A 12,313-nucleotide genomic window follows, 5' to 3' on the forward strand; every position below is an offset into this window, starting at 1 on the left:
CTCTGCAATATTTATTTACAACGTATCCTATTTTGCAAAGCTCAATGGATATCCTATAATCACTTGAAGGTGTGATCGACATTTAGCGACCGCACCAAAGAAAAAAACAAATACTAGCTTAATCGTTCGTTTACTTTATTTACGCCGTGCCCGATAATGGACACAGCAAGGAGATTAAATGACTGACGATGTTCTTGCAGCGCTAAAGCTACTACAACAGCGTTCTCGTATCTATTTTTACTCTAGTCCTTATTTGACTGAGCAAGTTGATAGGGCAATTGATACTATTCTTCGCAACCCAAATACTTCTGGTAAGCCGTTTCACCTAATTAAGAATGCATTAAGTGATGCCAGGAAAGTTCTTCGCCGTCGCAGTCAGATATGCCCTTGTGCAGAGATAAAGACTTGTGAGGATGACCGTTCCGAACGCAACATTGAAATGGTTGCAGATCCTCGTTTCAAAGACTTAGAGGCAGTTTTTCAACTTGAAGATTGGCTTGAACGAACTTCTTTAAATAGCCAAGATCGAGTAGTACTCACCTTACTTCTAAATGGAAGTGAAGCCAAAGAAATTGCTGAGAACCTTGGCATTTCAGTTCAACAGGTTCGTGTTTGGATCAGTCGTGCCCGGAAACGTGCCAAGAATCGTTGGGAGGTTGATACCAATGTTTAAGCATTCTCAAAGTCGCCTATATAGCCTCAGCTTAGAAACAAGGAGAAAATCATGATTCAAACTAAACAACAAACTATACCTCCCACTTCAGAATTGATTGAAGTTGACAAAGCTCTTGAAAGTATGCGTGAATCAGGCTTTGACCTTGCAGCTGCGAGTGGTGAAGTGGTAGATAACTCTTATGAAGCTAACGCAACAGTTGTTCGGATTAAAACCTTTGAACAAATCACTTCCACTGAAAGCAAGGGAAAGTCAAAATCTAAAGAATCTAAAATTATCGAATCAATTGCATTTGCTGATAACGGAAATGGAATTCCTTACAAAATCCTACCCAATACACTCAAGCTAGGATTTTCAACTCGGTACAACCAGCGTAATGGGTTAGGACGTTTTGGTGTAGGTATGAAGCTCGCTGCTATCAGCCAAGCCCGACGCATAGACATTTATACCAAGCCCCTTGGTGATGAAAGTTATTACCATGCTTACCTTGATTTGGATGAGGTTTCTAATGGCACACAAACCTCTATTGAAGGCAAAATTGTAGAAGGTTACCCGCCAGAGTACTCCAACCTTATGCAATATCCCCAGGGTAGTCATCATCGCCAGGAGGGTAAACCTTTTGAGTCAGGAACACTGATAGTTTGGTCTAAAGTGGATCGTCTAGTTGATGGTGGTAGCTTTGGTGCTGCTATTAGTGAACGCCTCACTGAACTCGCTAAATTTCTGGCGCGGGCATATCGCATCTTTATTAATGAAGGTTTCTACATTGAACTGGATGGTAAGCATATCACTTTGCACGATCCATTATTTTTGCTTGAAAACCCTAGGGTAATAACGAATTTTCAGAAAGACCTTCGAGCAAAGATCCTTGATGAAGGCGACATTGAAATTGATGGTCACAACGTGCATATCAAAGTTACACTTTATCCGGAAAATTTTCGACGAGTAAGGGGTAAGGGTGGTAGAGAGAAACAAAACTCACGAGCTAAGGAAGAAAACTCTCTGTTTAGAGGATTATACATACCGGACAATGAAGGTCGAATAAGTATCGTTAGAAACCGCCGAGAAATTTACTATGATATTGTTCCAAAATTATTACCTTCTGGAGTTGAAGATAAAGATCGTTTTATTGGGATTGAAGTCAGTTTTCCTGCTGTTTTGGATGAGTATTTACAGGTACGCCATGTGAAAAGGGGCGCTGAACCAGTCTCCAAACTTCGTGAAGAATTGAGGAAATTTCTAAAAAGACCGATAGAAGTAGCACGTAACGAAATTGCTAAAATTTGGAATGATACCGCCACAAACGAATGTAATAATCTTCCAGAACACGAGCAAGCAGAAAAAGCTGTTCAAAGAGCTGAGAAAACGCTCCCTAAAGGGAAAGGAGGTATGAATCTTGATGCACAAACAAAAGATAAAATTTTCGCAGACTTACTTTCGGATTTAGGAATTGACCTAAAGCAAAATTCAGAGAGTGCTGAAGAAATCAAACAAAAAGTTCAGGAATTTGCTATTACCATTGTAGATGGTTCGTGGCCTGGGAAAGAATTGTTTGAGATTACTCATCTCAATGGTAGGGCAATCATTAGAATTAATCACCGCCACCCTTTTATTCAAAAAGTCTATGACCCTTTAAAGGACTTAGCAAAATGTGATTCATCAACAGTTACAGCTGATGAGGCTATTGATGTTGCGAGAAAAGCACAAATAGGGCTTGATATACTCTTCATGGCTTATGCTAAGGCAGAAAATATGCATTCAGAGCCAGACAGTGCTTACGATGACTTACGGTCGTATTGGGGACAACATGCTCATGCTTACACTCGTGAAGCATTGAGCTGATATTGAGAGAGAAAGGGCTACTTTGTGACCGAAAGAAAGCATTATGGAGCAAGTAACTTGAGTTTAAAAGATTTGACAATACATGATGAGTACCGAAGCGATCGCTCTGACCTTATCCAAGATTTTTATATTCCCTGTTTAGAAAAAGCCACAGTTTACAGTCGAGCCGTAGGTTTTTTTTCTAGCTCATCAATGGCTGCTGCTGCTCAAGGGCTAACAGCCTTGATCCGCTCCGGTGGAAAAATGCAGTTAATTGCTTCTCCTTATCTGTCGTCGGAGGATGCAAATGCGATCGCTCAAGGATTAAAACAGCGAGAAGAAATTATTGTTAATGCTGTAGTGAGAGAGCTAGAGGGAGAATTTGAACAAATTGTTAAAGACCGCTTGGCAAGTCTTGCTTGGTTAATAGCACAAGGATTTTTGCACATAAAGCTAGCAGTAGCTAAAAATGTTCGTAAATCTGGCATTTATCATGAAAAGTTAGGTATATTTAGTGATAGTGAGGGAAATATTATTGCTTTTACAGGTTCTGCCAATGAAAGCTCTACTGCCCTAATTGATAACTTTGAATGCATTGATGTGTTCTGCTCTTGGCATCCGGGTGTAAAAGAGCGAGTCTTGCGAAAAGCGGAGAATTTTCAGCAGCTTTGGAATAACTGTACTCCAAATTTAGAAGTGATTAGCTTCCCAGAAGCCGCAACTCGTTCGTTATTGCGGTTTTGTCCGGAGTCTCTACCCCAATGGGAACCAAGTTTGCAAACTTCAGTTATAGACAATTCATCTCAGCCATCAGAGGAGTACATATCGCAAGTAGATCAGCAATTCCTTGGATGCCCTAAAATTCCTTTATATATTCAAGTGCGCCCATATCAGCAGCAAGCAGTGAATAACTGGCTTGCCAATAAAGGTCGAGGTACCTTGAAGATGGCAACAGGCAGTGGTAAAACAATTACCTCACTCCTTGTTGCTTGCGAACTCTATCAACAAATCGGTTTACAGGCACTGCTTGTGGTTTGCCCTTATCGACATTTAGTCACTCAATGGGCAAGAGAATGCCAGAAGTTTGGTCTAGAGCCAATTTTAGCTTTTGAAAATGCACGCAAATGGCAGGCGGATCTGTCCACACAACTGTACAACCTAAATTCTAATCGCAAGCAGTTTCTCACGGTCATTACGACAAATGCAACCTTAATGAGTCAGGCGCTGCAATCCCGACTGTCATATTTTCCAAAAAAAACCCTAATTGTGGGAGACGAAGCTCATAACTTAGGGGCGCGTCAGTTAGAAAAAAGCTTGCCACGAAATATAGGACTGCGTTTAGCTCTGTCAGCAACACCAGAACGGCATTTTGACGATAAAGGTACTGAAGCACTACTGAAATATTTTGGTTCTGTCTTGCAGCCAGAATTTACTTTGGCTGATGCAATTCAACAAGGTGCATTGGTGCATTACCTGTACTATCCCATTCTGGTGGATTTGACAGAGGCAGAAGCAGAAGCCTACGTGGAATTGACGGCAAAAATTGGACAAGTCATTGGGATGGGTGGGGATGAGGAAGACCTTACAAAATTATTAATGCAACGTTCTAGATTGATTGGAGCCGCTGCTAACAAGTTGCAAGCTTTACGAGACTTGATGCGGGAGCGGTTGAACACTCAACACACCCTATTTTACTGCGGAGATGGTTCTGTAGAAGATGAGGTGAGTGAAGAAAGTTTGAAGCAGTTGCAAGCAGTTGTTAGGATTTTAGGCTCCGAACTGAGTTATCGAGTCAACACTTACACTGCTGAGGTGCCTCTAGAAGAACGAGAGGACTTACGGCATCAGTTTGAAACTGGAGAATTGCAGGGCTTGGTGGCAATTCGTTGCTTAGATGAAGGAGTGGACATTCCCGCAACTCAAACTGCGGTGATTCTGGCTAGTAGTAGTAACCCGCGACAGTTTATTCAACGTAGGGGGCGAATTTTACGACCGCACCCCAACAAACGGCGAGCTACATTATTTGACATGATTGTTTTACCTCCGGAACTAGAACGGGAATCATTAGAAGTAGAGCGCAATTTGCTTCGTAAGGAGCTAAGGAGATTTGTGGAGTTTGCTGACTTAGCGGATAACGCTGGGGAAGCCAGAGTAAAACTTTTAGAGATACAAAATAAGTACGGATTGCTTGATATGTAAGGTTGCTAAAAAATGACTCAAGACTACAGTGATATTAATGATGAAAAGGAGCTATATCAGAGTGCCTCTCCTAAGGTTCAAGAGGTTATCAAGCAAGTTCTCCTAGCAGAAGTTGACAAGCTTTATCAAGAAAAACCACAAATAAAAGCAGATATTATCAGAATTCTAAAGGAAGTCGTCAATGAAAATACTATCGATTCAGATGTATAATTATCGTCCTTTTTACGGCGAAACTCCAGAGATTCTATTAGCAAGTAGAGCAGGAAATAACACGACAGTTATTCATGGAAATAACGGAGCGGGTAAAACAGCAATTCTAAATGCTTTTACCTGGGTACTGTACGAAAAATTTACTCCAGGATTAGCTTGTCCAGAGCAACTTGTCAATAAACGAGCAATAGCCGAAGCCAAAAGAGAAGAAAGGGTAGAATGTTGGGTCAAAATTACTTTTGAGCATGGAGGAAAGAAGTATTTAGCCAAGCGGATTTGTTATGCTCTCAAAACTAATAATGGGGTCGTTCAGGAAAAAGGTGATTTAAGTTTACAGTATGCAAATGATGATGGTCGTTGGATAAAGCCTTCTCAACCTCCAAAAGATGTTATTAACCGAGTTCTACCAGAAAGTTTACACAGATATTTCTTCTTTGATGGAGAACGAATTGAAAAGATTGTCCAAACTGATAAAAAAGCAGAAATGTCAGCCGCAACAAAGATACTGTTGCGTGTAGAAGTTTTTGATAGAGCAATAAGACATCTAGCAGACGCTAAAAAAGAATTAGAACAAGATTATCAAAAAATTGCTTCTGCTGAAACTGCTAAGTTAATTCAGGAAAAGAAAAATCTAGAAGATGAACTTCAAATTTTAGAAGAAAGACAAAATGAGATAAAAGAAGAATTAAAACATCAACAAGAATTAGAAAATAATGTTGAAGGACAACTCCGAGCCTTAGAGAGTGTTCAACAGCTTCAAGAACAAAGGGACGCACTTCAACAAGAAGTAGATTCAATTCAAGAAAAAATTAAGCAGGGGAAGAACAATTTAAAAAGTTTAACTTCAAGAAAATCTTATGTAGTTTTATTATCCGAAGCCATTGTTGAATTTCGTATTATTTTAGATGGATTGAGAAAAAAAGGTGAGTTACCATCTGGTATCAAGCAACAGTTTGTTAAAGATTTACTTCAACAAAAACGTTGTATTTGTGGGACAGAACTCATTGAAGGTAATCAATCTTATAGCCTTGTAGAAACATGGATGAATAGGGCTGGACAAGAGGATGTCGAAGAAACTGTTATCCAAATGAATGCTGAAGTTAAGTCGATTGATAAACAAGTTCCTGGCTTTTGGAAAGCTATTGATGAGGAACAAATCAATCAAGAACAGCTAAGAAAAAGGTTGGCTACAATTGAAAATCAACTTGAAGATATTCACGAAGATTTGAAAAACAGTCCAATTGAAAATATTCGAGATCTAGAAAATCGTCGGTTACAAATTAAAAAATCAATCAGAGATTTAACATTAGAAGAAGGAGAAAAGAGAACTAATGTTGAACAACTCAAGAATGATATTAAAAGAAAAGATGATTTGTTAATGCAGCAGAAAGCCAATGAGAAAAGACAAGCAGTTGCTCTTAAGAGAATTCAAGTAGCTCAAGATGCTATAAATCGCTTGTCAAGAATTCGAGAGATTAGAGACAAACGTTTTAGAACAGAGCTAGAACAAGCCGTAGAGAATATTTTTAAGCAGATGTCATTTAAACCTTACGTTCCTAAACTGAGTGATAATTATGAATTAAAACTGATAGAAAACACCTCTGGGAGTGAAGAAAATGTAGCTGCATCTAGCGGAGAAAATGTCATGCTTAGTTTGTCATTTATCTCTAGCATCATTGGCAAAGTCCGCGAATGGAGCAAACAACAGAATTTGATGGATTTGGGTAACAGTATATTTCCAGTTGTTATGGATAATCCTTTTTCATCTTTAGATACAGAATACAAAAAGCAAATAGCTAGAGTAGTTCCTCAATTAGCAGATCAACTCGTTTTGATAATTAATAAAGCACAATGGATTAATGAAGTTGAGCAAGAAATGACTAAATATATAGGAAAACAGTACGTATTGACTTACTATTCTCCAAAACATGACTCTATCGAAGATAATATTGATTTATACGGTCATAGTTATCCTTTAGTTAAACATAGTCCAATAGAGCAAGAGTACACAGAAATTTTGGAAGTTAATAAATATAACTAGTTTATAGCAGAGTAGGTTTTAACAATGGCTGATAAAAGAATTAGGATTTCAAAAGATAAAGCTACCCTACTAGAATCATTAGTGGAAGAAGCAACTAGTCCTTTTGACACTTATGCAGATGTTATGGTTTTTGCAGCTTCATTAGGAGCTAAAAGAAAAAAATCAGTTCCTTTGGAAGAATTTGCCAAAAAGCCAGAACCTATTAGGCAATCTATTTTTATTAATAGAGGGTATGATACTGTAATAAATTTATTGGCAATATCACATACTAGAGACCCAAAAATTCTTGCTTCTGATGAAGACTCAGAAAATGAGAAACTGAAAATTTTTGAAGAGTATGCTAATGGGGGACTTGAAATCTTAAAAGATAAACTACAAGGGTCAGTGGATTACCTAGAAACCATTTTATTACTGCTTGCATCAGAAAGAAATAGTTCTCAAATAAAGGATGGAGAGTTTGATTTAAGTGACTTATTGTCAATGTAAAAGTTCATTGGTGCAAACTCCACATCTTCTATAAAGATAAAGAAGAAGCGATCCCAAGTACGGTAGCCACTGAGATAGGCATCACCGTGCCAAAAAAGGTTTTTTGTACGAATCGAAAAATTCAAGTGCCTGAAACGACGATTTTTCGTTCAAACTCGATCAAAACTAGCAGCATAATCATAGTTTTTTCATCAAAAAGCGCTTCTTGAAACGCTTCCCTCATCTTACTTTCAGCCTTAGAGTACAATTAACCCGGTTTGGCACGCTGATGCCGTGTACTCCAGAAACTTTAATCTGGTTTCAAAATTAATACATTAGCAAAGCTCGCCACACACTAATCTTTACAAATAAGCTCCAAACACTGAATATAACACACATGCTGCTAATAATTATATATTAGCAGCATGTGGGTCAAATTAAGGATTGTGGGACTTGTATTCAACTTTAATCAACACTGGGTTTAACTGACAGAATACTTGCCCTAATTCTTAATACAAATACTAGCCATATATAGATTGCACTTTTCCTTTTTTTGACGAAGGCAATGGTTGTTGTATTTTTATCCAAGATTTATATCCAACTGAAAGTCAGCCTTTCCTCTCAAGGATTTGGGAATGGGGAATAAACGAAGCAATTGCTTTTTGTAAATCTTAGATTCGTTCTGCGCCCGGACGTGATAATTAGGAATTCCATATTGCTGATATCCTTCTTCTGCTGGCACAGACCCAAGCCTCAATTCGTCATCCATAAAAACCTCATATAAATGGGCAACTTGGGGGAAGATAAATTCCACCCAAATCACCAAACTCAAGGCAGATATAAGTTTGGCGAATTGGAAATATTGGAATTGAGAAAATAACAAAATTGAGGATTTGAAATATTTCAAATCCCCACTCATCTAAGAATAGATCGGGGGGAGAACCCCCCAATATCAATTAATTAAACAATGGATGCGCGGGATCGAATTCCGGGTGATTTGGAAGGAATACAAATTCTCCATCCAAAAAGGCATAACAACACAATAAACAAGCGTGGCAATTAGTTCCAGGAATAATGTGGAATTCACCCTGACAATCTGAACCTAATTTACAGGCACACCCCACCTCATTCTTAACCGTCTCCACTACCAACTTTATCTTTTCAACTTTCAATTCATCCATATTTCAAACCAGCCTTTTTAATTATTTGCAAAACTCATATATCTGGGGCTGGATCTCCAGCCCCTCAACTACTAAATCGATCGGCTCAATTTATATCCAGCGATCGCTTCCGCCTCCGATTCATAGAATCCCTGCAACTTCCAATCATCCGCAGCCCCACCCAAATAAGCCCACTTACCCAAATGCTCCGATCCCAAATAATCCGATCCGTCAATATCCTCCTGCCCAACTTTCAATATATTCAATTGGGCTTCAATCGCTTCCTTCGACGTATTAAAGAAGCCTAGAATTTCCCCCTCTACCAAGTAACACCACTTCCCCAAATCCTCCTGCCTCAATACCTGACTTCCATCAATCTGTTCCTGTGTAATCTGAAATACTCTCATTTATATCTCCTTCGCGGTTGATTGTTTGCCACATCTTGATCCTAACACGTTTTTTTTGATTTCTTGCAACATCTTATTTCCCCGAAAATATTGCCCGGCAAGGGTTCTGGGTTCCAAGCGGCTCCTCAAAAATAGCGACGCAGAATATTCCATTTAAATATGGAAAAATAAAACTGCGATTATTTTTAAATTCCCAAAATAATCCGATTTTTGGAAACTCTAAAGAATAACTATTCTCCCCAATAAAAAAGTTCTGCGAGGTGCATCGCAGAACTTTTGGAAAAATGCTTTGTGAATAAAAAAACCAGCGTCTAAATCCTCAGAGATTTTACAAATTGGACTAAATCAAGCATTAGCCCAGCTCCATAAAATCGATTCAAACCAAACAATTGTAACTTGTTAACCAGCAAGGTCGTCCGTATTTTCCCACTGAAAATCAAAAAATCAGTACTGATACCGATTTTAAGGATTTTAGGCGCTCGTAAGATGAAGGGGCGAAAAGTATATAATCTTATTTATTGTTATGGACTATATGCAAGCTCTGGGATGGCTGGATGAGCAGGAAGGCGGCAAAGAAGCGGCTGAGGCAATCCGCAATCACGTTAGCAGTGTAAATAAAGAAGCCCAAAACTGGCGGCAGAAATTCAAAGGGGCGACTAGCGAACAAACCACCACTGCCGCCGAGATTGAGCAATTGCGTACTGAAAATGCTGAAGGGAAAACTCGCATCAAAGCTTTAGAAACAAGTGAAACAGAACTCAAAAATCAAACCAGCAACCTACACGGACAATTGCAGCAAGCAAAAAGTGACCTCGAAACCGAAAAAGGGAAAACCACAGCAACCGAAACGTCCCTAACTGAAGCGACTACTAAAGTTGCAAGTTTAGAAACTCAGATTGCTGAGAATGCAACAAAATTAACTGCTTTGGAATCTGAAAAGCAAACCTTAGCGCGATCGCTTGGTGTCACGGAAGCAGCGACTTTAGCTGGGGCACAGCCTAAAGTGTTGCAGACTTTGCTTCGTGATGATCATCAGATAGTTGTAGAAAACGACAAGGTATTTGTAGTGCAAGGTGAGACTCGCTCCGAATTGCGAGAATATGCTGATGCGAATTGGAAAGCTTTTGTGCCAGCTTTGTTTCAAGGTGATCCCAGTCCCAGGCTTCCAGAGGGCGGACCGAAAGGGGCTGGAGAGAAAGGCAGCGTGGTTAATAAGACCCTTGCTCCTCTTTACGGGACACCAGCTGTAAAAGCCTAAAAACTTTAATCGTCCTTGGTGGACAATCTTGACCTTGGTGGTCAGCCAAAAGTAGCGCAAGGTCAAAAATATTGTGGCTAGATTAGAATTTTCCGGGACGCGGAATACTGCGCCCCGATGGATGGCCGATTTTGGCGATCGCGATAGCTTGCTGCCTGGAGGTGTGCGAGTCAATAAGTATAAATTTGCTGAGTCCAACAGCATTCGCCAAATTTCTAGTGGTGTGCTTTTGGGAAGACGAGCTAATGCCACCCACTGGGAGCCAGTCAATAACAATTTAAATACAACTCTCTCCACTATCCTAACTGCGGCAGTAGCAAGCGGTGGAACGATTTTGCCAGTTGGCAGCACATCAGGATACCGGTCTGGAGACGTTCTGACTATTGCAACGGTAGACTACACCATTGCAACAAATGGAGTCAACGACCTTAATCGTACTTTGACTATTACGGCTGGATTAAGTGCATCGGCAGCGAGTGGCGTGGCTGTAGCTTTGAAAACCGCAGTCGCTCATGATGACTTTTATCTTTTGGCTTACGACATTGACGACGCCAACCGCAACGCCGATGCCACGCTTTATCGGCATGAAGCTTTAGTCTATTACAATTATCTCCCTGATTACCCATTCACGGGACTTTCCGCCGTTTTGGCAAAAATTAAAGAACTTTATCCAACTACGCAGGGAGGTTGAGATGCCAGAAAGTGTCAGCGCTCTGTTGGAGCGGTTGAAGGCGGAAAACGTTTTAATAGATACGGTCAATTATCCCCGATTACAGTTCGGCCCCAGGACTCGCAGATATTACTTCAGCGAACTTCTCCCTGAACGGAACGTACCTAGAAATGAGTTCCGCGAAGAAGAAATCAGCTACAAGACTATCATGCCTAACTCCGGCACTAGATATTCGCCGGTAGTAATCAAAGGTGGGGCGCGAGTCGGTTCTTTTCTTGTGGAGCTTGGAGAATCCGATATTGGGTCAGAATTTACTGGGCAAGCTTTCGACACCCTAATTGAAAAATTAGGACAAAATAATGTCGATAGTATGCAACAAGCAGAAGAACAAATTGTCAACTTTACCGATCGCACTATCGGCAGAGCGCTGGCTGAGTATCGAGAAAAGCAGCGGGCTGATGCGATCGTCAAGGCTCGGATAATTCGCAAGGGTGCCAATAACTATCAAGAAATTGTTGACATCCCCAACCCAGCGGGACATCGAGTGACAATTCCTAGTGGCAGTGTAGGTAGTCCAACTGGCTGGTACAACGATGGCTATGATGCAATTGAAGACATCATTGGTAAAATCAACTGGCTCAAAACCGAGAAAGGTTTGATTGTTACTCGTTGTGTCACTTCAACCAAATTGAAGATGCGGTTGGCAATGCTTCCGAAGGTGCAAGCCTACGGTGGCGGGATCACAATCATCCAAGGAAGCTTGGCAGGTACTGGACCCAACGGGACAGCTAGCGTTGTCGATTTGGCATTCGCCAAGAACGAAATTCCTCGATGTGATACCTACGACCTCCGCTTTTTCAATGGCGACGGGTCAAGTGAACGGTTCATGGACGAAAACGCTTTCGTTCTCCTGTGTGAAACCGGACGTGACCAGACGATTGATTTGGGTGGCGAGGAACCAATTCCCCTCTATAACACCTTGGGTTACACCGCGATTGGTAGACCAGTTGGCGAAGCTAAACCTGGTGTAACAAACCGCGCCACCTACAAAGATGACAAGCCCCCACGCATTGAAATGCAGGGGTGGCAAACAATTCTGCCAGTCATTCAAGATCCAGAAGCGATCGCTGTTCTGAACATTCCCGATCCAACTTGAGCTATGACACTTATTGAGTTTGAAGTTCCTTATGCAGTCGGCTGGCGTGGGAAAACTTATCAAGCGGGGTTGCAATCAATTCCTGAAGATTTAGCTGTAGCTTTAGGGTGGTCGCCCACGGAAACAGAGGGTGTATCTGAGGTAGAGAAAAATTCACCCTTGACGAAATCCCCACCCAAATAATCGACCTTTTGCCGCTCCTCTACTACAGCTTAAGGTCGGGGGCTACCCATCTTTTCGCAATGGGTAGTAC

The 12,313-nt window shown here is 40.7% G+C and carries 12 protein-coding genes; 10 read left to right on the forward strand and 2 right to left on the reverse strand.

Annotation, left to right across the window (positions count from 1 at the left end; genetic code table 11):
• The first annotated feature begins 178 nt into the window (after positions 1 to 178).
• The 6 genes from V7K76_RS23275 to V7K76_RS23300 all read left to right on the forward strand — a co-directional run bounded on the left by V7K76_RS23275 (position 179) and on the right by V7K76_RS23300 (position 7,430).
• On the forward strand, positions 179 to 673 hold the full coding sequence (locus tag V7K76_RS23275) for a sigma factor-like helix-turn-helix DNA-binding protein (protein ID WP_335030052.1): 495 nt from the start codon (positions 179 to 181) through the stop codon (positions 671 to 673).
• Positions 674 to 724: 51 nt separating this feature from the next.
• Positions 725 to 2,515 carry an ATP-binding protein gene (locus tag V7K76_RS23280; RefSeq protein WP_335030053.1) on the forward strand — a complete coding sequence of 597 codons (1,791 nt, stop codon included), beginning with the start codon at positions 725 to 727 and terminating at the stop codon, positions 2,513 to 2,515.
• 768 nt (positions 2,516 to 3,283) lie between these two features.
• On the forward strand, positions 3,284 to 4,693 hold the full coding sequence (locus V7K76_RS23285; protein WP_442936789.1) for a DNA phosphorothioation system restriction enzyme: 1,410 nt from the start codon (positions 3,284 to 3,286) through the stop codon (positions 4,691 to 4,693).
• 12 nt (positions 4,694 to 4,705) lie between these two features.
• Positions 4,706 to 4,903, forward strand: coding sequence for a hypothetical protein (locus V7K76_RS23290; protein ID WP_335030054.1), 198 nt, complete (start codon positions 4,706 to 4,708; stop codon positions 4,901 to 4,903).
• A complete protein-coding gene (locus V7K76_RS23295; RefSeq protein ID WP_335030055.1) occupies positions 4,896 to 6,944 on the forward strand; it encodes an AAA family ATPase in 2,049 nt (682 codons plus the stop codon). Before V7K76_RS23290 ends, V7K76_RS23295 begins: the two co-directional genes overlap by 8 nt.
• 24 nt (positions 6,945 to 6,968) lie before the next feature.
• Positions 6,969 to 7,430, forward strand: coding sequence for a DNA phosphorothioation-associated protein 4 (locus tag V7K76_RS23300; RefSeq protein WP_335030056.1), 462 nt, complete (start codon positions 6,969 to 6,971; stop codon positions 7,428 to 7,430).
• 559 nt (positions 7,431 to 7,989) lie between these two features.
• On the opposite strand, the gene V7K76_RS23305 is transcribed toward V7K76_RS23300, so the two are convergent.
• Positions 7,990 to 8,316 (reverse strand): hypothetical protein, encoded by a 327-nt coding sequence (locus V7K76_RS23305; RefSeq protein WP_335030057.1) that lies wholly within the window; start codon positions 8,314 to 8,316, stop codon positions 7,990 to 7,992.
• Between the two features lie 345 nt (positions 8,317 to 8,661).
• The gene (locus V7K76_RS23310) at positions 8,662 to 8,976 is read right to left on the reverse strand and encodes a hypothetical protein (protein ID WP_335030058.1); all 315 of its coding nucleotides are present in this window, start codon (positions 8,974 to 8,976) and stop codon (positions 8,662 to 8,664) included.
• A gap of 523 nt (positions 8,977 to 9,499) precedes the next feature.
• Here V7K76_RS23310 and V7K76_RS23315 point away from each other — a divergent pair.
• From V7K76_RS23315 to V7K76_RS23330, 4 genes are all read left to right on the forward strand, one after another.
• Positions 9,500 to 10,234, forward strand: a complete 735-nt coding sequence (locus V7K76_RS23315; RefSeq protein ID WP_335030059.1) for a hypothetical protein — start codon at positions 9,500 to 9,502, stop codon at positions 10,232 to 10,234.
• Between the two features lie 73 nt (positions 10,235 to 10,307).
• Entirely contained in the window at positions 10,308 to 10,925 is a 618-nt protein-coding gene (locus tag V7K76_RS23320; RefSeq protein ID WP_335030060.1) for a hypothetical protein, read from the forward strand.
• Between the two features lies 1 nt (position 10,926).
• The gene (locus V7K76_RS23325) at positions 10,927 to 12,060 is read left to right on the forward strand and encodes a hypothetical protein (RefSeq protein ID WP_335030061.1); all 1,134 of its coding nucleotides are present in this window, start codon (positions 10,927 to 10,929) and stop codon (positions 12,058 to 12,060) included.
• 3 nt (positions 12,061 to 12,063) lie between these two features.
• The gene (locus tag V7K76_RS23330) at positions 12,064 to 12,243 is read left to right on the forward strand and encodes a hypothetical protein (RefSeq protein WP_335030062.1); all 180 of its coding nucleotides are present in this window, start codon (positions 12,064 to 12,066) and stop codon (positions 12,241 to 12,243) included.
• The last annotated feature ends 70 nt before the right edge of the window (positions 12,244 to 12,313 follow it).

This window comes from Nostoc sp. (assembly GCF_036917975.1).
GTDB lineage: Bacteria > Cyanobacteriota > Cyanobacteriia > Cyanobacteriales > Nostocaceae > Nostoc.